19 protein-coding genes are annotated in these 21,138 nt (G+C 62.8%); 7 read left to right on the top strand and 12 right to left on the bottom strand.

The annotated features are described in order from the left end of the window. Positions 1-2 precede the first annotated feature (2 nt). The 6 genes from recF to mutM all read right to left on the bottom strand — a co-directional run bounded on the left by recF (position 3) and on the right by mutM (position 6,619). Positions 3-1,103, bottom strand: coding sequence for a DNA replication/repair protein RecF (gene recF, locus AC2FMN_RS09075; protein ID WP_496687557.1), 1,101 nt, complete (start codon positions 1,101-1,103; stop codon positions 3-5). Between the two features lie 59 nt (positions 1,104-1,162). Then, the gene (gene dnaN / locus AC2FMN_RS09070; protein ID WP_496687555.1) at positions 1,163-2,284 is read right to left on the bottom strand and encodes a DNA polymerase III subunit beta; all 1,122 of its coding nucleotides are present in this window, start codon (positions 2,282-2,284) and stop codon (positions 1,163-1,165) included. Between the two features lie 221 nt (positions 2,285-2,505). After that, positions 2,506-3,891, bottom strand: a complete 1,386-nt coding sequence (gene dnaA / locus AC2FMN_RS09065) for a chromosomal replication initiator protein DnaA (RefSeq protein WP_496687552.1) — start codon at positions 3,889-3,891, stop codon at positions 2,506-2,508. Positions 3,892-4,431: 540 nt separating this feature from the next. Beyond that, positions 4,432-4,695, bottom strand: coding sequence for a 30S ribosomal protein S20 (gene rpsT, locus AC2FMN_RS09060; protein WP_005979273.1), 264 nt, complete (start codon positions 4,693-4,695; stop codon positions 4,432-4,434). A 229-nt stretch (positions 4,696-4,924) separates the two neighbouring features. Further along, on the bottom strand, positions 4,925-5,701 hold the full coding sequence (acuK, locus tag AC2FMN_RS09055; RefSeq protein WP_073279647.1) for an acryloyl-CoA hydratase: 777 nt from the start codon (positions 5,699-5,701) through the stop codon (positions 4,925-4,927). A gap of 66 nt (positions 5,702-5,767) precedes the next feature. Next, the gene (gene mutM / locus AC2FMN_RS09050; RefSeq protein ID WP_496683796.1) at positions 5,768-6,619 is read right to left on the bottom strand and encodes a bifunctional DNA-formamidopyrimidine glycosylase/DNA-(apurinic or apyrimidinic site) lyase; all 852 of its coding nucleotides are present in this window, start codon (positions 6,617-6,619) and stop codon (positions 5,768-5,770) included. An 86-nt stretch (positions 6,620-6,705) separates the two neighbouring features. On the opposite strand from mutM, the gene ubiE reads away from it, so the two are divergent. Next, positions 6,706-7,458 carry a bifunctional demethylmenaquinone methyltransferase/2-methoxy-6-polyprenyl-1,4-benzoquinol methylase UbiE gene (ubiE, locus tag AC2FMN_RS09045; RefSeq protein ID WP_496683794.1) on the top strand — a complete coding sequence of 251 codons (753 nt, stop codon included), beginning with the start codon at positions 6,706-6,708 and terminating at the stop codon, positions 7,456-7,458. A 3-nt stretch (positions 7,459-7,461) separates the two neighbouring features. Then, a complete protein-coding gene (gene ubiB, locus AC2FMN_RS09040; protein ID WP_496687549.1) occupies positions 7,462-8,991 on the top strand; it encodes a 2-polyprenylphenol 6-hydroxylase in 1,530 nt (509 codons plus the stop codon). A 94-nt stretch (positions 8,992-9,085) separates the two neighbouring features. Here ubiB and AC2FMN_RS09035 read toward each other — a convergent pair whose 3' ends face one another. After that, positions 9,086-10,261: an acetyl-CoA C-acyltransferase family protein gene (locus AC2FMN_RS09035; RefSeq protein ID WP_480722334.1), complete on the bottom strand. Its 1,176-nt coding sequence runs from the start codon at positions 10,259-10,261 to the stop codon at positions 9,086-9,088. A gap of 117 nt (positions 10,262-10,378) precedes the next feature. Between AC2FMN_RS09035 and AC2FMN_RS09030 the strand changes: the two genes are divergently transcribed. Further along, positions 10,379-10,948 carry a helix-turn-helix domain-containing protein gene (locus tag AC2FMN_RS09030; protein ID WP_496683785.1) on the top strand — a complete coding sequence of 190 codons (570 nt, stop codon included), beginning with the start codon at positions 10,379-10,381 and terminating at the stop codon, positions 10,946-10,948. Positions 10,949-10,992: 44 nt separating this feature from the next. Here the strand turns inward: AC2FMN_RS09030 and AC2FMN_RS09025 are convergent, their stop codons facing one another. Beyond that, positions 10,993-11,313 (bottom strand): hypothetical protein, encoded by a 321-nt coding sequence (locus tag AC2FMN_RS09025; RefSeq protein WP_496683782.1) that lies wholly within the window; start codon positions 11,311-11,313, stop codon positions 10,993-10,995. Positions 11,314-11,507: 194 nt separating this feature from the next. On the opposite strand from AC2FMN_RS09025, the gene AC2FMN_RS09020 reads away from it, so the two are divergent. The 4 genes from AC2FMN_RS09020 to AC2FMN_RS09005 all read left to right on the top strand — a co-directional run bounded on the left by AC2FMN_RS09020 (position 11,508) and on the right by AC2FMN_RS09005 (position 15,518). Further along, positions 11,508-12,692, top strand: a complete 1,185-nt coding sequence (locus AC2FMN_RS09020) for a glycine C-acetyltransferase (protein WP_496687546.1) — start codon at positions 11,508-11,510, stop codon at positions 12,690-12,692. A 14-nt stretch (positions 12,693-12,706) separates the two neighbouring features. Beyond that, complete coding sequence (gene tdh, locus AC2FMN_RS09015; RefSeq protein ID WP_496687673.1) at positions 12,707-13,735, top strand: L-threonine 3-dehydrogenase; 1,029 nt, start codon at positions 12,707-12,709, stop codon at positions 13,733-13,735. Between the two features lie 64 nt (positions 13,736-13,799). Beyond that, on the top strand, positions 13,800-14,687 hold the full coding sequence (locus AC2FMN_RS09010; protein WP_496683776.1) for a tryptophan 2,3-dioxygenase: 888 nt from the start codon (positions 13,800-13,802) through the stop codon (positions 14,685-14,687). 3 nt (positions 14,688-14,690) lie between these two features. After that, positions 14,691-15,518, top strand: a complete 828-nt coding sequence (locus tag AC2FMN_RS09005) for an alpha/beta hydrolase (protein ID WP_496687543.1) — start codon at positions 14,691-14,693, stop codon at positions 15,516-15,518. A 52-nt stretch (positions 15,519-15,570) separates the two neighbouring features. Here AC2FMN_RS09005 and infB read toward each other — a convergent pair whose 3' ends face one another. The 4 genes from infB to rimP are packed head-to-tail and all read right to left on the bottom strand — an operon-like array spanning position 15,571 to position 20,981. Then, complete coding sequence (gene infB, locus AC2FMN_RS09000; RefSeq protein WP_496687540.1) at positions 15,571-18,054, bottom strand: translation initiation factor IF-2; 2,484 nt, start codon at positions 18,052-18,054, stop codon at positions 15,571-15,573. Positions 18,055-18,062: 8 nt separating this feature from the next. After that, on the bottom strand, positions 18,063-18,686 hold the full coding sequence (locus tag AC2FMN_RS08995; RefSeq protein ID WP_496687538.1) for an RNA-binding protein: 624 nt from the start codon (positions 18,684-18,686) through the stop codon (positions 18,063-18,065). A gap of 22 nt (positions 18,687-18,708) precedes the next feature. Next, positions 18,709-20,391 carry a transcription termination factor NusA gene (nusA, locus tag AC2FMN_RS08990; RefSeq protein WP_496687537.1) on the bottom strand — a complete coding sequence of 561 codons (1,683 nt, stop codon included), beginning with the start codon at positions 20,389-20,391 and terminating at the stop codon, positions 18,709-18,711. Beyond that, a complete protein-coding gene (rimP, locus tag AC2FMN_RS08985; protein WP_149775996.1) occupies positions 20,391-20,981 on the bottom strand; it encodes a ribosome maturation factor RimP in 591 nt (196 codons plus the stop codon). Before rimP ends, nusA begins: the two co-directional genes overlap by 1 nt. Positions 20,982-21,138 lie beyond the last annotated feature (157 nt).

Raw genomic sequence — 21,138 nt, 5'->3', positions numbered from 1 at the left:
GGTCAGGCGGGGGTGACGGTCGAGCCGTCACCCGCGTCATTGACCACGAAAGACTGCGCCCGATCGCCCAGTTCGGTAAACAGCTCGGGGCCTGTTCCGGTCATCCAGGCCTGCGCCCCCAGCGCGCAGATTTCATCATACAGCGCCGCCCGGCGGTCTGCGTCCAGATGGGCCGCCACCTCGTCCAGCAACAGGATCGGCGGCGCCCCGACCTGCGCGGCCAGCGCCCGCGCATTGGACAGAATCAGCGACACCAGAAGCGCCTTCTGCTCTCCGGTCGAACACTCACTGGCCGCAACGCCTTTGGCCGCATAGACCCCATGCAGATCTGACCGGTGCGGCCCCACCAATGTGCGCCCCGCCGACAGGTCGCGGAACCGGCTTTCGGCCAACGCCTCCAACAGATCCTGCGCGCTTTCGGGCATGTCCCCTTCGGACTGAACAAGTTCCAGTTCCGCCGAGGGAAAGGCGGTCTCGGCCTGTTCCTGCGCCGAGCGCAACTGCGCCAGAGCCTTGAGCCGCGCAGCGTGGATGCGATGCCCGGTTTCGGCCATCTGTGCCTCGAGCGCCGCGTACCAATGCGCGTCACGCACCTGCTCTTTCAGCAGGCGGTTCCGTTCGCGCATGGCCTTTTCATAGGTCAACGCCGCCTCGGCATGGCTTGGGTCGAAACTCAGCGTCACCCGGTCCAGAAAGCGCCGTCGGCCTTCGGCGCCTTCGATCCAAAGCCGGTCCATCGCGGGCATCAGCCAGACGACCCGCGACAGCTTGCCCAGATCGATCTGGCTGGCTGCCTTTCCGTCGATCCGAACCTGCCGCGCCGCACCTCCCTCCGACCAGGTTTCGATCTCGGACCGGCGGCCCTGAACGTCCAGCAGACCGCTCAGCTTCCAGCCCAGCGCCTCGGGTCGGCGCGTCATCTCGGCGGCACTGGCCCGGCGCATGCCGCGGCCGGGCGAAAACAGGGATACTGCTTCGAGGATATTGGTCTTGCCGGCCCCGTTCGGCCCGTACAGAGCCACCGGCCGCCCGTCCAGCGCCAATCGCGCCAGCTTGTGCGACCGAAAATGCGAGACCGTCAATTCGGTCAGGGCCAAAGCCATGACCCCTCCCTTCATCCTTGCACAAACACGCGCTCCGGACGCACCCCGCGCCCGCGCGATCAGACGCGCATCGGCATCACGACATAGACCGCGCTCTGGTCATTGCCTTCGCGCATCAGGGTCGGGTCGCCCGCCGAGTTGAACAGGAACACCGCGTTCTCGCGGTCCACCTGGCTTGCGATTTCCAGCAGGTATTTGGCGTTGAACCCGATTTCCAACCGTTCGTCGCCATAGGCCACGGCCAGTTCTTCCTCGGCCGCGCCGCTGTCCGGCGCATTCACCGACAGGACCAGCTTGTCGTTTTCCAGCTGCAATTTGACCGCACGGGACCGCTCGGACGATACGGTGGCCACCCGGTCGACGGCCTGGGCAAATTCTGCCGCGTCCACTTCCAGCTTGCGGGTGTTGTTCTGCGGAATCACGCGGGTGTAGTCGGGGAAGGTTCCATCGATCACCTTCGAGGTCAGCGTGATGTCGGGCGTGGCAAAGCGCACCTTGGTTTCGCTGACCGACACCGCAATATCCATGTCGTCATCTTCCAAAAGCTTGCGCAGCTCACCCACCGTTTTGCGCGGAACGATCACGCCCGGCATGTCCTCGGCCCCCGCCGGAAGATCGGCGTCAATCCGGGCCAGGCGGTGGCCGTCGGTGGCCACGCAACGCAGAACCTTTCCGCCTTCGGGGCCATCGGCCACATGCATGTAGACACCGTTCAGGTAATACCGCGTCTCTTCGGTCGAGATGGCGAATTTCGACTTGTCGAACAGCCGCCGCAGCAGGGCCGCCGAAGCGGTGAAATTCGACTGGTACTCCGAGGACGCCATCACCGGGAAATCCTCTTTCGGCAGGGTCGCCAGCGAGAAGTTCGACCGCCCCGCCTCGACCGTCAGTCGGCCAGCCGCGCTGTCGGCGGTCAGCGTGACCAGCGCGCCATCGGGCAGCTTGCGCACGATCTCGTGCAGGGTCGTTGCCGCAACCGTGGTTGCGCCCGCCCTTTCGACCTGCGCGGGGGCCTTGTCGACCACCTCGATATCCAGATCGGTCGCGCGGAACAGAACCTGATCGCCCTCGGCCTCGATCAGCACGTTGGCCAGGATTGGAATCGTGTTGCGGCGCTCCACAACGGATTGGGCCTGCGAAACGGCCTTGAGCAGCGTGCCGCGTTCGATGCTGATCTTCATACCCTCAATTCCTCTGATTTGAGTGCTTACATGGGCGGGACTGGCAAGTTAGCGGTTCAGCCCTGAGGCACAAGGATTTTTTACCGTTTTCTGTGTCGGAACGTGCAAACCGTCAAGGTCCCGCGCAGCCCTGCACTGCAGTTCCGGGGAAATCGTGGAAAAATGCGCACAGAAAAACCGCCCCCGCGCAGGGCCGGGGCGGTTTGCCGAATTGCAGGGGCTCAGGCTTCGAGCGCGCGGCGCAGCATCTCGACATCTTCGGCGATCTGACCGTCGGTCAGCTTCAGCTCTTCGATGCGTTTGACGCCGTGCATGACGGTGGTGTGGTCGCGCCCGCCAAAGCGGCGGCCAATCTCGGGCAGCGACCGGCTGGTCAGCTGCTTGCACAGATACATCGCCACCTGACGCGGCCGGGCATAGGACCGCAGGCGTTTCGGCCCGATGATGTCGGACAGGCGAATGTTGTAATAGTCGGAAACCTTGCGCTGGATCTCTTCGACGGTGATCTTGCGCTCGGAGGCGCGCAGCACGTCGGCCAGACAGTCCTGCGTAAGCTCCATGTCGATCTCGCGACCGACCAGCGAGGCAAAGGCGAACAGCCGGGTCAGTGCCCCTTCCAGAACGCGCACGTTGGTCGAGATGCGATGGGCCAGGAATTCCAGAACGCCATCGGCGATTTTCAGATCGGGATAGGTTTTGGTGTGTTGCTGGACCTTGGTCTGCAGAATGCCCAGGCGCAATTCGTAATCGGTGGGATGCAGGTCAACCACCAGGCCGCATTGCAGGCGCGACTTGACCCGCTCTTCCAGGTCCTTGATCTCACCCGGCGCGCGGTCGGCCGAGATGATGATCTGCTTGTTCTGATCCACCAGCGCGTTGAAGGTGTGGAAGAATTCCTCCTGCGTCGAATCCTTGCCAGCGATGAACTGCACGTCATCGACCATCAGCACGTCGACCGAGCGGAACAGGTGTTTGAAATCCATCATTCGGCGTTCGCGCAGTGCCTGTACGAAACGGTACATGAACTGTTCAGCCGACAGGTACAGCACGTTTAGCTCGGGGCGTTTGGTCTTCAATTCCCACGCGATGGCGTGCATCAGGTGCGTCTTGCCCAGTCCGACGCCGCCATACAGAACCAGCGGGTTGAAGGTGACGGGGCCGCCTTCCGAAACACGGCGCGCGGCGGCATGGGCCAGTTCGTTGGGCTTGCCGACGACGAAGCTGTCGAAGGTAAAGCGCGTGTCCAGCGGTGCGGCCTGCAACGACTCGAGCGCATCATTCGCGACCGACGCTTCAACCGGCATGTCGATTTCGGCAGGCTGGGGCTTGTCTTCCACGGCGGGGGCTGCGGGGCGTGCGGGCGAATTCGCGGCCACGCGGAACGCCAGGCGCTGGACCGATTCTCCGGCCGTGTTCAGTTCGTACAGGATGAGGTCAGCGAAATTCTGGCTGACGTAGTTGCCCATGAAGTTGGTCGGAACTGAAAATACGGCCACGCCACCTTTCAATTCCTGAAATTCCAGAGGTTCGATCCAGGTCGTAAAATTGTTCCGGCCCACAGCCTTGAGCAATTTATTACGCAGTTGTCCCCATTTTTCTTGTGTCATCCAGCGCCTCACGCATCCCATCTTTATTGGCCAGCCGGCCTTTTTTTTGTAACCGGTCTCCCGGTTCTTTCGCGTTCACTCGACAACAGCTTCCTGTTCGCCAAAACCGGTCGGTCTGGCGTCAGAAACGTGCTTTCCGCCAACGCTCTGTTCTGGCACATCCGAATCCACGGATGCTGGGCCGGCAGAGCGCGCCACAGATTGCAATTTATTGACAGGGCCAAGATCACCGGCAGACCCGAGATCCCGAGCAGATCGACGAACCCGGCAGAACCGGTCGCCGACATTCGTCCCCGAACCCTTCCGATGCCCGTCGGTCAGATCGCGGAAACAGCCTGTCCCCCCAAGCGAGTGAATCGCTGAATATGTCGTAGCAAGAGGCAGAGGGGCCGGGCAACGAAACTCTGATATTGACTCGGGTCTTCGGGCGAAAGAATCTCTCGGTTTTGTGAAGGCGCGGCATTCTGGCAACAACGCAAAAGGCGCCGCACGGGGCGACGCCTTTTTGTTCGTAAATCGTCAACGATTGTTGACGTAAAGTTAGCCCAGCGCTTTGACCCGTGCCGACAGGCGCGACATTTTGCGGGCTGCAGTGTTCTTGTGGAACACGCCTTTGGTGACGCCGCGCATCAGTTCGGGCTGGGCCGCGCGCAGGGCTGCGGTTGCGGCTTCCTTGTCGCCGGATGCGATTGCTTCTTCGACCTTGCGCAGGAAGGTGCGGATGCGCGAACGACGTGCTTTGTTGATTGCATAACGCTTCTCGTTCTGACGAGCGCGCTTCTTTGCCTGGGGCGAGTTTGCCATGTGTCTCTGACCTTTGTTCGGTACGTTTGTCTAGGGTTGCACGTCACGTATATCCCCGCACCGGATCAGAAATCACGAGTGTGAATCGGGCCAAGCGGGCCGCACGCGCATGTATGGTCGCGGTCAATAGCCAAGTTTTCAGTCTTTGCCAAGCCGATTCTCGGCCTTGTTGCCCGCCGGAAAAAAGGCGGGCAGCGCCCGCCTGATCCAACGGTCCTGTCGGCGCCACCTATTTGTCGCGGAACTGGGCCGCGCGCTTTTCAAGGAATGCGGCCATTCCCTCTTTCTGATCCTCGGTGGCGAACATCGAGTGGAACACGCGCCGCTCGAACAGCATGCCCTCGCTCAGCGGCACCTCGTAGCTACGGTTGACCGCCTCTTTCGCGGCCATCGCGGTCAGCAGCGATTTCTCGGCAATCTTCTGGGCCGCGCCGGTCGCCTCTTCAATCAGCTTCTTGGCCGGCACCACGCGCGACACGAGGCCCGAGCGCTCGGCCTCTTCGGCATCCATGAACCGGCCGGTCAGGTTCATGTCCATCGCCTTGGACTTGCCCACGAACCGCGTCAGGCGCTGGCTGCCGCCCATCCCGGCGATGACGCCCAGATTGATTTCCGGCTGGCCGAACTTGGCGGTGTCTGCAGCGATAATGAAATCGCACATCATGGCCAGCTCGCACCCGCCGCCCAGCGCATAGCCCGCGACCGCCGCGATGATCGGCTTGCGGATCGCGGTGATCCGGTCGTTGGCGTCTGCGAAAAGGTTGGTGGTGTAGACATCGACAAAGCTCATCTCGGACATCTCCTTGATGTCCGCGCCCGCGGCGAATGCCTTTTCCGATCCGGTGATGACGATGCAGCGCACCTTGTCATTGGTATCCGCGTCCTCGAGCGCCTCGCACAGCTCACCCAGAAGCTGAGTGTTCAGCGCATTCAACGCATCGGGTCTGTTGAGCTTGATAAGGGCGACGTGGTCTTCGATTTCGACGATGATCGTCTCAAAAGCCATGAGGTCTGAGCTTTCGGTTGTTCCGTTCAGGTCCAATTCCTTACCACGCGAAAAACTCGGATCAAGCTATCTTTGGCATTGCGCGCAATAGAAGGTCGACCGCCCCGACTGGGTGATTCTGCGGACCTCGGCCCCGCAGCCCTCGGTCCGGCAGGGCTGGCCCTCGCGCCCGTAGACGTCGAAACTGTGCTGAAAATATCCAAGCTCTCCATCGGCTTGCCGGAAATCGCGCAGTGAGGATCCACCGGCCTCGATGGCCTCGGTCAGCACCGTCCGGATCACCGGAACCAGGGCTCCGACACGCCCGGCCGAGATCTGACCCGCCTTGCGACGTGGCGACACTCTGGCGCGGTAGAGCGCCTCGCAGACATAGATGTTTCCCAGCCCGGCAACGATTCTCTGATCCAGCAGCGCCGCCTTGACCGGTGTGGACCGGCCGCGGAAGGCGTCGATCAGATAGGTTTCGTTGAAATCGTTGCCCAGAGGTTCCGGCCCCAGCACGGCCAGCAGCTTGTGCTGCTCGGCGGTGGCCGTGGGCATCAGATCCATCGCCCCGAACCGGCGCGGGTCATTGAAGGTGATGCGCGCACCATTGGCCATGTGAAACACCACGTGGTCATGCTTCTGCGGCATCGGATGGTGATGTACGAACTGTCCCAGCGGATCGCCCGACACGGTCATGCGGCCCGACATGCCCAAGTGAATCAACAGAGTCTCGCCGCCGCTCAGATCGGCCAGGATGTATTTCGACCGCCGCCGCAGACGCTCGACCCGCTGGCCGGTCAACCGTTCGGCCATTCGCTCGGGGAACGGCCAGCGCAGATCGGGGCGGTTCACGTCCGCCCTTTCGATCACCACGCCTTCCATCGCCGGGGCAAGGCCGCGTCTTACTGTCTCGACCTCGGGCAATTCGGGCATTAGACGGCTCCTATTCCAAAGGGCCGCATTGTGCCCCGGTTTCCAGGCCCTATAACAGAGACGAAATTCGACGAACGGCAAGGCTTATGTCCGACAACAGCGACAAGACCACTCATTTCGGTTTCGAAACCGTCCCCGAGGCCGAAAAGGCCGGGCGCGTGCAGGGCGTATTCAACTCGGTCGCGTCGAAATACGACGTAATGAACGACGTGATGTCGATGGGCATCCACCGGGTCTGGAAGGACGCGATGATGGACTGGCTGGCGCCACGCCCTGGCCAGCGCCTGTTGGACGTGGCGGGCGGTACGGGCGACATCTCATTCAGGTTCCTCAAACGCGCGGGCCACGGCCATGCCACCGTTCTGGATCTGACCGAGCCGATGCTGATCGAGGGCCGCAAGCGCGCTGAGGCTGCGCAGATGGCCGACAGCCTGGACTGGGTGGTCGGCGACGCGATGGCCCTGCCCTTCGAGGACAACACCTTCGACGTCTACACCATTTCCTTCGGCATCCGGAACGTGACCCGCCCGCAAGAGGCTCTGAACGAGGCCTACCGCGTGCTCAAACCCGGCGGGCGACTGATGGTGCTGGAATTCAGCCAGCTGCCCAATGACGGGCTGCAGAAACTCTATGACCTCTACAGCTTCAACGTGATCCCGCGCATGGGGCAGCTGATCGCGAATGACCGCGACAGCTATCAATACCTGGTTGAATCGATCCGCAAGTTCCCAGATCAGGATACCTTTCTGGGCATGGTGCGCGCCGCCGGGTTCGAGAACGCGAAATACCGCAACCTCAGCATGGGCATCGCCGCCCTACATTCCGGCTGGAAGATCTGACGCATGCGCGGCCCCCACAACATCATCCGCCTGATCCGTACGGGCGCCACGCTGGAACGCACCGGCGCCATGAACGTGGTGCTGGACGCGTTCGAGGCTCCGCGCGCATTGCGGATCCTTGCCCACACCTTAGGCAAACCGTTCCAATGGCTGGGCTACAAGGGCGACCCGAACATGCCGCCGGCCACCCGGGCGCTGACCGCCCTGGGCCCGGCCTACATCAAGTTCGGTCAGGTCCTGTCCACGCGCCCCGATGTCGTCGGCGAGGAGCTGGCCGAACAGCTCCGCGTCCTGCAGGACAAGCTGCCCCCCTTTCCACGCGACGTGGCCATGGCCGAGGTGGAAAAGGAGCTGGGCCAACCGCTGGACGAGATGTTCTCGGAGTTCAGCGAACCGATCGCGGCCGCCTCGATCGCGCAGGTCCACAAGGCCAAACTGGCCAGCACAGGCGAGGACGTGGCCGTCAAGGTCCTGCGCCCCGGCATCGAACGCGCGTTCCGCAAGGATGTGGATGCGTTCTATTTCGCCGCCCGGATCGTCCAGCTTTTCGCCCCCGGTGCGCGCCGTCTGCGCCCGATGGAAGTGATCGAGCATTTCGACGGCGTCGTCCGCGGCGAACTGGATCTCCGGCTCGAAAGTTCGGCGGCTTCGGAATTTGCCGCCAACACGCAGAACGACGAAGGCTTCTGGCTGCCGCCCGTGGTTTGGTCTCTGTCCGCGCGCCGGGTCATGACGCTCAGCTGGGCCGATGGTATCCCGCTGGGTGACAACGCCGCGCTGGACGCCGCCAATCACGACCGCCGCGACCTGGCCAACCGCGTGCTGCGCCTGTTCCTGCTGCACGCCCTGCGCGACGGCTTCTTCCACGCCGACATGCACCAAGGCAACCTCAAGGTCGCCGCGAACGGGGACATCATCGCCTATGACTTCGGCATCATGGGCCATATCGACGAATACACCCGCCGCGTCTATGCCGAAATCCTCTTCGGCTTCATCCGCCGCGACTACAAGCGCGTGGCCGAGGTGCATTTCGAAGCAGGCTACGTCCCGGCCGACCAGGACGTCGATGAATTCGCCCGCGCCCTGCGCGCAGTGGGCGAGCCGATCTTCGGCATGGACGCCACCCATATCTCGATGGGCCGTCTGCTGAACTACCTGTTCGAGGTGACCGAACGCTTCGGCATGGAAACCCGCACCGAACTGATCCTGCTGCAACGCACGATGGTGGTGGTCGAAGGCGTCGCCCGCTCGCTCGACCCGCATATCAACATCTGGGAAGTCGCCCGCCCCGTGGTCGAGGACTATATCAGGCAGTCCATCGGCCCCCGTGCCGCCCTACGGGATTTTGGAAAAACAGCGCTTGTTCTTGCGCGATTCGGCCCACGCCTGCCTGATCTGGTCGAGAACGCCCTGATCGCCCAGACCCGCAACGGTGATCCATCCGGGTCAGATTTCTGGCCCAAGGCCATTCCCGCCGCGATCGGAGCAGCCGCCGGGGCAGTGGCCGTCCTGATCCTTTCGGGCTTTGGCTGAAAGGCGCCGTCGCTTCATCTGGCCAAAAATATCCTCGGGGGGAATCGCGCCCCGGCGCGATGGGGGGCAGACAGCCCCCCTACCCAGCCCGGGATCAGAGCCGCTCGATGGCGATGGCAATCCCCTGCCCGCCACCGATGCACATGGTGATAAGCCCTTTCGACCCGCCGATGCGTTCCAACTCGTACAGAGTCTTCAGCGTGATGATCGCCCCGGTGGCCCCCACCGGATGACCCAGGGCGATGGCCCCGCCATTCGGGTTCACCTTTGCCGGATCCAGCCCCAGTTCCTTGTTCACCGCCAGCGCCTGGGCGGCAAAAGCCTCGTTGCTTTCGATCACGTCGAAATCGCCCGCCGACAAGCCGGTCCGTTCCAACAGGTTGCGCACGGCCGGAACCGGGCCGATTCCCATTACCTCGGGACGAACGCCAGCATGGGCATAACCTAGGATGCGCGCCTTGGGCGTCAGGCCGGCTTTCTCGGCGGCACCCGCCGTGGCCAGAACCATTGCCGCCGCGCCGTCATTGATGCCCGAGGCGTTGCCCGCGGTCACACGCCCATCCTTCTGGAACACCGGCCGCAGCCCGGCCAGGGCCTCGGCCGTGGTGGCCTTGGGATGCTCGTCGACCTTGAAATCGACCATGTCGCGCTTGACCTTGACCTGCACCGGCGCGATCTGGCTGTCGAAATAGCCCGCCTCGATCGCGGCCGCGGCCCGTTGCTGGCTGGTCAGCGCAAACGCGTCCATCTCCTCGCGAGTGATCTGGTGCTCATCGGCCACGTTCTCGGCGGTGACGCCCATGTGCCCGGTACCAAAGGGGCAGTTCAGCGCGCCCAGCATCATGTCCAGCGACTTGATGTCGCCCATCTTGGCACCCCAACGCGCCTGCGGAACGATATAAGGGCTGCGCGACATGTTCTCGGCGCCGCCGGCCACGGCAAACTCGGCATCCCCCAGCATCAGCGACTGCGCCGCTGACACGATGGCCTGCGCACCCGACCCGCACAGCCGGTTGACGTTCATCGCCGGGGTGCCGTTCGGAATGCCCGCCTGCATCGCTGCAACGCGCGACAGGTACATGTCGCGCGGCTCGGTGTTGATGACATGCCCGAACACCACATGCCCGATCTGGTCGCCTGCGACGCCGGATTTCTCAAGCGCGGCCTTGGTCACGACGGTGGCCAGATCGATCGGCGCGGTCGCGGCCAGCGACCCTCCGAACGTACCGATTGCGGTGCGGGCACCATCCAGAATCACGATGTCGGTCATGTCTCTCTCCTCTTGGATTTGCGCGCAGTATGCACCCGCAGTATGGGCCTGTCGCGCGGGACGTTCCGTCATCGGCGGAATTGACAATTCCCGCCCGGACGCGCAAAAAATTCCGCCATGACGGAAAACTCAGACGATATCCTGACACGCCTGCCCGCCCGACTGAAAGAGGCCCGGCGCGCCAAGGGGCTGTCACTGGAAGCGGTGGCCAACCTCAGTGGCGTGTCCCGGTCGATGGTCAGCCAGATCGAACGCGGCGAAAGCAGCCCCACCATTGCGACATTGTGGAACCTGACACGTGCGCTGAACGTAGACTTTGCCGGGCTTCTGGATGAAGAGGTTCAGGGCGACACAATCGAAGTACTGAAACAGTCCGATGTGCCCAGTATCGACAATATGGGGTATGGCTGTCGGATCGGAATCCTTTCCCCGCCAGAAGATGCCGGTGGGCACGAAGTGTACGATATCTGGTTCGAACCGGACGGAAAACTGATCAGCCAACCGCATGCAAAAGGCTCTCGTGAACATTTGACTGTTTTGATGGGATCGGTCGAGATTGAATCCGGCACTGCAACTGAGGTTCTGCATCAAGGCGACACAGGGCGTTATGCAGCGGATGTTGCGCACTCGATCATTGCGCATAATGGACCGGCACGCGTTTTTCTAATTGTGAAAACCGGTCGATAGGATCGACCGGCCGCCTGAACAGGCGGCCAGTCCGGATTGATAAATTATTCCTCGTCGGGTAGGTCGTTTGCGCCGCGGGTTCCTCCACGGTTGGAAACCTGGCCGTCTGTACCGGTAATGCTGCTGAGGCTGCTTCCAACATTGCCCCAGCCGCCATTTCCGCCGCCGCTCACCGCCGAAGCGGTTCCTTTGCCTTTGCTTCCAAAGTCTCGACCAAGCGTGGCCGCACCACCTGAAACAGCCCCGGCCATCGACTGAGCAAGCCCACTGTTACCACCACCGGTATTTCCTTTGCCAGGCCCAGCGAAAGCCGCTGTTGCACCGAACATCAGAGCCAGCGCCGCGGCTGATGAAATCTTAATCATATCGTTTCCCTCCCAGTTGATATGCAAATGAATACGCGGCGTGGAAAAAAGCGGATCACATTGAGTTCAGCAAAAAGTTATCACTCAAAGCTTCCTTCAATCCGTAATGTAAGAAAATTTTCCGCAATACTGACATTCTTCTATTTCGGAAATACATCCGCTATGATAGAAAACAGGGAGTTATGGAGGCCCAGATGGCGAATGCATTCCTATCTCACATCACGGACACCCTCTCGCAGATCAAGGCGGAAGGCCTGTACAAGACGGAACGAATGATCACCTCGCCCCAGGGCAGCGAGATCACGGTGGGCGGACGTCAGGTCATCAACCTGTGCGCCAACAATTACCTGGGTCTGGCCGACCATCCGGCGCTGATCGAGGCCGCGAAGAGTGCGATGGAGCCCAAAGGGTTCGGCATGGCCTCGGTCCGGTTCATCTGCGGCACGCAGGACATCCACCGCGAGCTTGAGCATCGGCTGGCCAAGTTTCTGGGCACGGACGATTCGATCCTGTTCGCGGCCTGTTTCGACGCCAATGGCGGGTTGTTCGAACCCCTGCTGGGACCCGAGGATGCCATCATCTCGGACAGTCTGAACCACGCCTCGATCATCGACGGGATCCGACTGTGCAAGGCCAAACGCTATCGCTACATGAACAATGACATGAACGACCTCGAAGCCTGGCTGAAACAGGCGCGCGAGGACGGTGCCCGGCACATCATGATCGCCACCGACGGCGTGTTCTCGATGGATGGCTACCTGGCCAACCTGCCCAAGATCCGCGAACTGGCCGACAAATACGATGCGATCGTGATGGTCGATGACTGCCACGCCACCGGCTTCATGGGGCCGCGCGGCGCAGGCACGCCGGATCATTTTGGCGTGGACGTGGACATTCTGACCGGGACATTGGGCAAGGCACTTGGGGGGGCAATCGGCGGTTATATCGCCGGGCCGCAGCCAGTGATCGACCTGCTGCGGCAGCGGGCGCGGCCCTATCTGTTCTCGAATTCGCTGCCGCCGTCCATCGTCGCTGCCGGGCTCGAGGCGATCCGCCTGGTCGAAGACGGCGACATGCTGCGCAAGCAATTGTTCGGCAACGCCAAATACTGGCGCGCCGGGCTGGAAAAGCTGGGGTTCGACCTGCTTCCGGGTGAACATCCGATCATCCCCGTGATGCTGGGCGAGGCGCAGTTGGCGCAGGACATGGCCGCCCGCCTGTTCGACGAAGGGGTCTATGTCTCGGGCTTCTTCTTTCCGGTGGTCCCGCGTGGCCAGGCCCGCATCCGCACCCAGATGAACGCGGCGCTGACCCGCGACGAGCTGGACCGCGCCCTGGCGGCCTTTGGCAAGGTCGGCAAAGAATTGGGGGTGATCTGATGCGGCCCAACACGATGAAGGCGCTTGAGAAGTCCAAGCCCGAAGAAGGGCTGTGGATGGTGCAGGCCCCGGTCCCCGAGATCGGCCCCGACGAGGTTCTGATCCGCGTGAAGAAGACCGGGATCTGCGGCACCGACATCCATATCTGGAACTGGGATGAATGGGCGGCGCACACGGTGCCCGTCCCCATGATCACCGGCCACGAATTCGCCGGCGAGATCGTCGAGCTGGGCCGCAATGTGACCGGGTTGAAGATCGGCCAGCGCTGCTCGGGCGAGGGTCACCTGATCGGCACCGAAAGCCGCCAAAGCCGCGCGGGCAAGTTCCACCTCGACCCGGGCACGCGCGGGATCGGGGTGAACGAACAGGGCGCCTTTGCCCAATATCTCAAGCTGCCGGCCTTCAACGTGGTGCCGCTGCCCGACAACGTCCCCGACGAGATCGGCGCGATACTCGACCCGCTGGGCAATGCGGTGCACACTGCGCTGAGTTTTGATCTGCTGGGCGAGGACGTGTTGATCACCGGCGCGGGCCCGATCGGGATCATGGCCGCCGCGGTGGCCCGCCACGCAGGCGCACGGCATGTGGTGATCACCGACATCAACCCCGATCGACTGGCGCTGGCGCAGCATGTCGTACCCTCGGTCCGGGCGGTGAATGTGGCCGAGGAAGACCTGCAATCGGTGATTTCCGACCTGGGCATGAGCCAGGGTTTTGACGTGGGGCTGGAAATGTCGGGCTCGCAGGCGGCGCTAGACCAGATGGTCGAGGCGCTGGTGATGGGCGGCAAGATCGCCCTGCTGGGCATTCCGCCCGGCAAATCGCCCGTCGACTGGAACCGCATCGTGTTCAAGGCGATCACCATCAAGGGCGTCTACGGCCGCGAGATGTTCGAGACCTGGTACAAGATGATCGCGATGCTGCAGAACGGGCTGGATGTCAGCCGGGTGATCACCCATCGCTTTGCCGTCGATGATTTTGCGCAGGGCTTTGCCGCCATGAAGTCGGGAAAATCGGGCAAGGTGGTGCTGGATTGGACCTGACCCTCTGGATAGTTGCCAACGCACCTTCTAGACAGGTGCGCACACATGCCGGGGAGGAAATGAGATGGCCGACAAAGCCAAGGGCGACCGCCCGCTGGAACGCGGAATCGAAGACACGCTGGTGACCGATTTCGCGGATACCCACCGCAAAAGCTATGGCGACTTCCTGCAGCTCAAAACCCTGCTGAACCTGCAAAAAACCTTTCAGGACCCGGCCCAACCCGATGAAATGCTGTTCATCATCATCCACCAGGTCAGCGAGCTGTGGCTGAAACTGATGCACCATCAGCTGGTCGAGGTACGCCGGTTCCTGCAGCAGGATGAGTTCGGCCCTGCGATGAAGAACCTGGACCGGATCAAGGCGATCCAGCGGCAGTTGATCGCCGCGTGGGAAACCCTGCTGACCATGACGCCCGCTGACTATATGACCTTCCGCAAGGCGCTGGGCAATTCATCCGGCTTCCAAAGCTATGGCTATCGCCAGATCGAATTCATCCTAGGCAATAAGGACACCGCCACTCTGAAGGTGCACGAACACGACCCCGAAGTGATGGAGATGCTGACCGCCGCCCTGGTCAAGCCGTCGCTGTATGACGAGGTTTTGCACATGCTGGCGCGGCAGGGGTTTGACGTGCCGCAGGACCTGTTGGACCGGGACTATTCAAAGACCTATTCAGGTGATCCGCGCATCGTGAAAATCTGGGCCGAGATCTACCGGAACACAGGCCGGTACTGGGACCTGTATGCGCTGGGCGAAAAGCTGATGGATGTGGAATCGCTGTTCCAGCGTTGGCGCTTCGACCATGCGACCGCCGTCGAACGTGTGATCGGCATGCAGCCCGGCACCGGCGGCTCCAGCGGCGTGGCCTTCCTGCGCAAGGCGCTGGACTTGCGGTTTTTCCACGATCTCTATGACGTACGCAGTGACCTGATGTATGGCGGACAGGGCTGAGCCATGCTGTATCGCGGATTTTCCCAAAGCGAGCTGGAACGCGAATACGCGCCCAGTTCGATGATCGGCGGCGACCTTGCGCCCTATCTGGCGGCCTATTCGGCGCTAAGCGCACAGGCACGGTCGCAACTGACGGTGCAAGAGAACCTCGGCTATGGCGAAACGCCCGCGCAGGTGCTGGATTTCTTTCCCGCCCGAACGCCCGGCGCACCGCTGCATGTGTTCATCCATGGCGGCTATTGGCAGGCGCTCAGCCAGCGCGATTCGGCGATGATGGCGCCCGCGCTGGTCGAAGGCGGGCAGGCCTTTGCAACGGTGAACTACACGCTCGCCCCCGACGCGCGGCTGGGTCAGATGGTCGATGAATGTCGGACCGCGCTGATATGGCTGGCCACCCGGGCCAAGTCGCTGGGGTTCAACGCCTCGCATGTCACCCTGTCCGGGCACAGCGCCGGTGCGCATCTGGCGGCGATGGTCATGGCGACATCGGCCGACCAATTCGCCCGGATAGGCTTGCGGGTGCGCGAAGTCATCCTGATCAGCGGCGTCTACGACCTGGAACCGATCAGCCTCACCCCGGTCAACGATCCGCTGCAGTTGACCCCGGTCGAGCTGCACGACCTGTCTCCCATCCTGAACCTGCCGGCGCCCGGGCCGCGCTATCGGGTCACGGTGGGCGAGCGGGACACCGGCGAGTTCATCCGCCAGAGCCGCGACTATGCCGAAGCGTTGCGCAAGGCCGGCCATGCCGTCAGCTTTGATCTGCAGCCGGGCACGCACCATTTCGACATCATCCTCAAGGACGCGACGTTTCTGAACGACCACCCCTGAAAACGAAAACGGCGGCCCCTGGGGACCGCCGTTTCTTTCGATTTCGGCCGGATCAATCCAGCGTGCGGGTCACTTCCTCGCGCTCGAAGATCTCGATCACGTCGCCGGGGCGGATATCGTCGTAGTTCTCGAACGCCATACCGCATTCCTGACCCGACTGAACCTCGGCCACTTCGTCCTTGAAGCGTTTCAGCGTCTTCAGCGTGCCTTCGTGGATCACCACGTTGTCGCGCAGCAGACGCACGCCGGCCGAACGGCGGGCAACGCCCTCGGTGACCAGACAGCCGGCAACCTTGCCGACGCCGGTGACCTTGAACACTTCCTTGATCTCGGCATAACCGATGAACTTCTCGCGGATCTCGGCGCTCAGCAGGCCCGAGGCGGCGGCTTTGACGTCATCCACCAGGTCGTAGATCACCGAGTAGTAGCGGATTTCCACACCCTTCTGGTTGGCGGTGTTGCGCGCCGAGGCATTGGCCCGCACGTTGAAGCCAAAGACCGGAGCCCCCGACGCTTCGGCCAGGCCGATATCGGTTTCGGTGATGGCGCCGACGCCCGAGTGCAGCACGCGCACGCGCACCTCGTCGTTGCCGATCTTCTCCATCGCCTGCACGATCGCCTCGGCCGAGCCCTGCACGTCGGCCTTGACCAGAATGGGCAGCTCGGCCACGTTCTCGTCTTCCTTGGCCTTCTGCATCAGCTGTTCCAGCGTGGTCGCGGCACCGGCGGCGGCGCGCTTGTCCTTGGCGACCTGCGCACGGTACTCGGCGATCTCGCGGGCCTGCGCCTCGGTCTCGGTCACGTTCAGAACGTCACCGGCCTCGGGCGTACCGTTGAGACCCAGGACCTCGACCGGAACCGAAGGCCCGGCTTCCTGGACGCGCTCGCCTTTGTCGTTGATCAGTGCGCGGACCTTGCCGTACTGCTCGCCTACGACGAAGATGTCGCCTTGGCGCAGCGTGCCCTTCTGGACCAGCACAGTCGCAACCGGGCCACGGCCCACGTCCAGCTGCGCCTCGATCACGGCACCTTGTGCGGCGCGGTTCGGGTTGGCCTTCAGCTCGAGGATCTCGGCCTGCAGCGCGATGGCTTCCAACAGATCGTCCAGGCCCTGGCCCGTGATGGCCGAAACCTCGACATCCTGAACGTCGCCGGACATCTTCTCGACGATCACCTCGTGCTGCAGCAGGTCGGTGCGCACCTTGTCCGGGTTGGCTTCGGGCTTGTCGATCTTGTTGATCGCCACGATCATCGGAACACCGGCAGCCTTGGCGTGATTGATCGCCTCGACGGTCTGCGGCATCACCGCGTCATCGGCGGCAACCACCAGAACCACGATATCGGTCACCTGTGCCCCGCGCGAGCGCATCGAGGTAAAGGCCGCGTGGCCCGGCGTATCCAGGAAGGTCAGCGTGGTGCCGTCGTTGGTCTGCACCTGATAGGCACCGATATGCTGGGTGATTCCACCGGCCTCGCCCGACACGACCTTGGTGTTGCGGATCGCATCCAGCAGCGAGGTCTTGCCGTGGTCGACGTGACCCATGATGGTGATGACCGGCGGACGCGGCTGCAGGTCTTCTTCCTTGTCCTCGATATCGGCGATGACGTCTTCGACATCGGCGTCAGACACCCTCACGACCTTGTGGCCGAATTCCTCGATGATCAGTTCGGCGGTGTCGGCGTCGATGCTCTGGTTCTGCGTGACCATCATGCCCATGTTCATCAGCGACTTGACGACGTCAGCCACGCGTTCCGCCATGCGGTTGGCCAGTTCCGAAACCACGATCGTCTCGGGCAGCTGAACCTCGCGGATCACCTTTTCACGCTCGACCGATCCCCCCATGGCCTTCTGGCGCGCGCGCTCCTGCTTGCGCTTCATCGCGGCCATGGACCGCTGACGCCCACCTTCGCCGCCCGAAAGCGCCTGGTTCAGGGTCAGCTTGCCTGAACGGCGGCCATCGTCACGGCCTTTGCCACGGCTCTGGCGCTGTTCGCGCTCGCGGTCGGTCTTGCGCGGCGATTCGGCAGGCGCCTTGCCCACCGGCGCGGCCTTGGCCTTGGGCGCCTCTTTCGCTGCGGCGGCCTCGGCGGCCGCACGCTGAGCGGCCGTCTCGGCCTCTTTGCGCTGGCGCTCTTCTTCTTCCGCCTTCTGGCGCGCTTTTTCTTCGGCCTCGCGCTGTTCGCGCTCCTTGGCCTCCTGTTCGGCGCGACGACGCTCGCGCTCTTCGGCGCGCGCCTTTTCTTCGGCCTCACGCTTGGCGGCCTCTTCGGCCTCGCGTGCCTTTGCGGCCTGCAACGCCTTCAGGCGCCGCGCCATTTCGGCGTCGGAAATCCCGGCCGGCCGACGCGAAGGATCACCCGCCGGCGCAGCGCCGCCGCTGGGTTTGGTCGCTCCCGGCTTGGGAACCACCACGCGTTTGCGTTTGGTTTCCACCACGACATTCTTGGTCCGTCCGTGGCTGAAACTCTGTTTCACGTTCCCGGGGCGTGCCCCGCCACGCAGACCCAATGTCTTTTTGCCGTCACTATCGCTCATAAAGCTTCTTACCCTTCCGCGCGGCCCTTGCCGCCGTCATCCGTTTCGCGCAAGCCACGCAGGCGCTGCGCTTCCTCTACAACACGTTTGGCGAGTCCGCCAGAGGCGAGCGCCGCATGAATCACCGTTTGGCGCCCAAATGCCTGTCCAAGCTCGTCCGCGGTCAGCCAGCCGATGTATTTGCCGAAATGCGGCGTGCTCAGCTTGGACTTGCCGCGCCCCGACCCGTCAACCGCCTGGATCAGCACCCAGGCCTGTTCCCGGTCCAGCCAGGTCTTGACCTTTTCATAGCCCGCGACCGCGTCACCCGACTTGCGCGCCAGACTGATCAGCTCGACCACCCGGCGCGACAATTGTCGTTCGACCTCGTCCACCAGGTTCTGCGGCACGGTGACCTGCGCCTTGAACCCGCGCGCAAACAGCTTCTTGCCGACAGCCGTATCCAGCGCCTTGCGGTCTGCCGAGACATAGACCCCACGCCCCGGCAGTTTCGCCGCGACGTCCGGAAACACCTGACCGTCCGGGCCGGTTACAAAGCGGATCAGGCCGAATTTCGGCTGCACCTCGCCCGTGGCGATGCATTTCCGCTCTGGCCCGTCGGACCGATCTTTATGGACGCCACCGCGACTCATTCACGTCATCCGAGGCCCGAGATCAGGCCTCGGCCTCCTCTTCCACCGTTTCGCCCTCAGCGTCTTCCTCGGGCTGCTCCAGCTCGGCGGGATCGACCCAGCCCAGCATGACCCGCGCGGTCATGACCAGATCCTGCGCCTCTTCCAGCGACACGCCGAAGGGTTCCAAGATACCGTCATCTTTGACCCGCTGGCCCTCAACCGTGGTCCAGCCGCCGGCCAGTTCCCAATCGGCGCAGGTGGCGAAGTCCTCGAGCGTTTTCACGCCGTCCTTGGCCAGTGCCTCAACCATCTGGGGTGTCAGGCCTTCGAATTCAATGAGGCTGTCCTCGGCGCCCAGCGCGCGGGCGTTGTCCAGCGCCGCCTTGGCCTGGGCCTCGATAACGTCGCGGGCGCGTGCCTGCAGCTCATGCGCGGTGCCTTCATCGACGCCGTCGATCACCAGCAGCTCGTCCAGTTCGACATAGGCCACCTCTTCAAGGTTGGTGAAGCCTTCCGAAACCAGAAGTTGGGCAAAGAATTCGTCCAGGTCGAGGCTGTCCATGAACAGCTTGGTCCGCGTCTCGAACTCCTTCTGGCGGCGGGCCGATTCCTCGGCCTCGGTCATGATGTCGATGTCCAGACCGGTCAGCTGGCTGGCCAGTCGCACGTTCTGACCACGCCGGCCGATCGCCAGAGACAGCTGTTCCTCAGGTACGACGACCTCGATCTTGCCGGCTTCCTCGTCCAGAACCACCTTGGAAACCTCGGCCGGCTGCAGCGCGTTCACCAGGAAGGTCGGCTGATCCTCGTTCCACGGAATGATGTCGATCTTTTCGCCCTGCAGCTCGTTCACGACGGCCTGCACGCGGCTGCCGCGCATACCGACGCAGGCACCGACAGGGTCGATCGAATTGTCATACGAGATCACGGCGATCTTGGCGCGCGATCCGGGGTCGCGGGCCACGGCCTTGATCTCGATGATGCCGTCATAGATTTCCGGCACTTCCATCTTGAACAGCTCGGCCATGAACTCGGGCGCGGTGCGCGACAGGAAGATCTGGTGACCGCGCGGTTCGCGACGGACCTCCTTGATGTAGGCGCGCACCCGGTCATTGGGGCGATAGCTTTCGCGACCGATCTTGTCGTTGCGGCGCAGAACCGCCTCGGCCCCGCCCAGATCGACGATCACGTTGCCGAATTCCTCGCGCTTGACGGCGCCGTTGATGATGGTGCCGACACGATCCTTGAAGTCTTCGTACTGGCGGTCGCGCTCGGCCTCACGGACCTTCTGCAGGATGACCTGTTTGGCCGACTGCGCGGCGATCCGGCCCATTTCCACGGGCGGAACCTCTTCCTGGAACACGTCGCCCACCTGCGGACCGGTCGAGAAATCCTCGATCGGCTGTCCGTCGCGCAGCCAGACCGCGCGGCCATCCTTGCTGGGCTCGAAATAGGCGCGCGCCTGATCGACGGTCATCTCGGCCTGATAATTCTCAAGCTCGTCCTCATCGACCACGGTGCGGACGCGGGTAAAAGTCGCCTTGCCGGTCTTGCGGTCGATCGACACGCGGATGTCCATCTCGGCGCCGTAACGGCTCTTGGCGGCGCGGGCGAGCGATTCCTCCATCGCTTCGACGACCAGACCGGGGTCGATCATCTTTTCGCGGGCCACGGCCTCGGCGGTCTGCAACAGCTCAAGCTGGTTTGCTGAGGTGATTGCCATCAGTTCGTCTCCTCTTCGGACCCTTCGGTCTCAATCTCGTCGAAAGCGTTTTCGTTCAGGGCGCCGGCATCCTTGCGCTGGCGCAGCATTTCCTTGATCAGGTCATCGGTCAGAACCAGCTTGGCATCGCTCAGCCAGTCGAATTGAAGACCGATGGTGACGGTCTCTTCGCCGTTGGGGATGTTGATCAGAACCTCGTCCCCCTCGACGCCGGCCAGTTCCCCCTTGAAGCGGCGGCGACCGTCGATCAGTTCGGTGGTTTCCAGCTTGGCCTCGTAGCCCTCGAACGTCTCGAAATCCTTCAGCCGCGTCAGCGGACGGTCGATGCCGGGACTGGACACCTCGAGCGTGTAGGCGTCAAGGATCGGGTCCTCGACATCCAGCGTGGCGCTGACCGCGTTCGAGATCTCGGCGCAATCATCCACCTCGATGCCACCATCGGGCTTGTCGGCCATGATCTGCAGCGTGGTCTGCTTGCCGCTCATCAGGCGGATGCGGACCAACTCATACCCCAGATCCTCGATCACCGGAGTGATGATCTCGGCCAATCGTCGGTCGATCGCCGCCTTGGCTATCAGGTCGTTTGTCATATGGTGCTCTACCCTTCGATCGGGCACAAAAAAACGGGCGCGCGGCCCGTCGAATTTTCCGGTGGAGCCTCGGACCAGAAGTCCGACACGCCGCTGTTGCAACTGCATATACGCAGGACGACCCGAGTCTGCAACCCCTGCCGTCAACCAACCGACA

Source organism: Ruegeria sp. BHSC037, assembly GCF_059613045.1.
Note: the sequence above shows the minus strand (reverse complement) of the source record. Positions and strands in the feature narration are given on the sequence as shown.

Coding starts and splice junctions, on each gene's coding strand:
- recF (WP_496687557.1), bottom strand. CDS start 1,103: ATGGCTTTGGCCCTGACCGAATTGACGGTCTCGCATTTTCGGTCGCAC.
- dnaN (WP_496687555.1), bottom strand. CDS start 2,284: ATGAAGATCAGCATCGAACGCGGCACGCTGCTCAAGGCCGTTTCGCAG.
- dnaA (WP_496687552.1), bottom strand. CDS start 3,891: ATGACACAAGAAAAATGGGGACAACTGCGTAATAAATTGCTCAAGGCT.
- rpsT (WP_005979273.1), bottom strand. CDS start 4,695: ATGGCAAACTCGCCCCAGGCAAAGAAGCGCGCTCGTCAGAACGAGAAG.
- acuK (WP_073279647.1), bottom strand. CDS start 5,701: ATGGCTTTTGAGACGATCATCGTCGAAATCGAAGACCACGTCGCCCTT.
- mutM (WP_496683796.1), bottom strand. CDS start 6,619: ATGCCCGAATTGCCCGAGGTCGAGACAGTAAGACGCGGCCTTGCCCCG.
- ubiE (WP_496683794.1), top strand. CDS start 6,706: ATGTCCGACAACAGCGACAAGACCACTCATTTCGGTTTCGAAACCGTC.
- ubiB (WP_496687549.1), top strand. CDS start 7,462: ATGCGCGGCCCCCACAACATCATCCGCCTGATCCGTACGGGCGCCACG.
- AC2FMN_RS09035 (WP_480722334.1), bottom strand. CDS start 10,261: ATGACCGACATCGTGATTCTGGATGGTGCCCGCACCGCAATCGGTACG.
- AC2FMN_RS09030 (WP_496683785.1), top strand. CDS start 10,379: ATGACGGAAAACTCAGACGATATCCTGACACGCCTGCCCGCCCGACTG.
- AC2FMN_RS09025 (WP_496683782.1), bottom strand. CDS start 11,313: ATGATTAAGATTTCATCAGCCGCGGCGCTGGCTCTGATGTTCGGTGCA.
- AC2FMN_RS09020 (WP_496687546.1), top strand. CDS start 11,508: ATGGCGAATGCATTCCTATCTCACATCACGGACACCCTCTCGCAGATC.
- tdh (WP_496687673.1), top strand. CDS start 12,707: ATGAAGGCGCTTGAGAAGTCCAAGCCCGAAGAAGGGCTGTGGATGGTG.
- AC2FMN_RS09010 (WP_496683776.1), top strand. CDS start 13,800: ATGGCCGACAAAGCCAAGGGCGACCGCCCGCTGGAACGCGGAATCGAA.
- AC2FMN_RS09005 (WP_496687543.1), top strand. CDS start 14,691: ATGCTGTATCGCGGATTTTCCCAAAGCGAGCTGGAACGCGAATACGCG.
- infB (WP_496687540.1), bottom strand. CDS start 18,054: ATGAGCGATAGTGACGGCAAAAAGACATTGGGTCTGCGTGGCGGGGCA.
- AC2FMN_RS08995 (WP_496687538.1), bottom strand. CDS start 18,686: ATGAGTCGCGGTGGCGTCCATAAAGATCGGTCCGACGGGCCAGAGCGG.
- nusA (WP_496687537.1), bottom strand. CDS start 20,391: ATGGCAATCACCTCAGCAAACCAGCTTGAGCTGTTGCAGACCGCCGAG.
- rimP (WP_149775996.1), bottom strand. CDS start 20,981: ATGACAAACGACCTGATAGCCAAGGCGGCGATCGACCGACGATTGGCC.